This window comes from Corallococcus praedator, assembly GCF_003612125.1.
Classification (GTDB): domain Bacteria; phylum Myxococcota; class Myxococcia; order Myxococcales; family Myxococcaceae; genus Corallococcus; species Corallococcus praedator.
The window spans coordinates 1-416 of sequence record NZ_RAWI01001220.1 but is presented as its reverse complement, the minus strand read 5'-3'; the positions used below and the strand labels follow the sequence as shown (position 1 = coordinate 416).

The 416-nt window shown below is 43.0% G+C and carries 1 protein-coding gene; it reads left to right on the top strand.

Translation table 11 applies throughout. The features are described from left to right. Positions 1-416, top strand: a 416-nt coding sequence (locus D7Y13_RS46560; RefSeq protein ID WP_158626252.1) for a TonB-dependent receptor, incomplete at both ends; no start/stop codon positions are given.

Below are 416 nucleotides of genomic sequence, written 5' to 3'. Positions count from 1 at the left end.
CCATTGGTCTGTGCAAGCGGAATATTCTGATCGTAATGAAGAAGGCATTTATTTTTATGATGATTATTGGGGTGGCCCTACCCCTGAGCCAACAGAATACTCTATGCGTGTTAAAAGTTTAACGCCGCGCATTGTGGGTGACTATGCGCTGGATAATGGTTCTCTAGTTGCTACTTTGGGATATGATCACATTGATGGTGATTACGAAAGCAATAATGGTTGGTCTCCTGTAGGTTCTTCGCAAGAACAGCGCAGTTATTACGCACAACTGGTATATCCGTTATTACCCAAATTGACTACCACTATAGGTGCGCGCCAGTCAGAAGTTGATGATGAAAACCAATTGGGTTCGGAACAACAAAAAGATGACCTGACAGCCGGTGAATTAGGTTTGAGTTACCAGGCAAATGATGAAT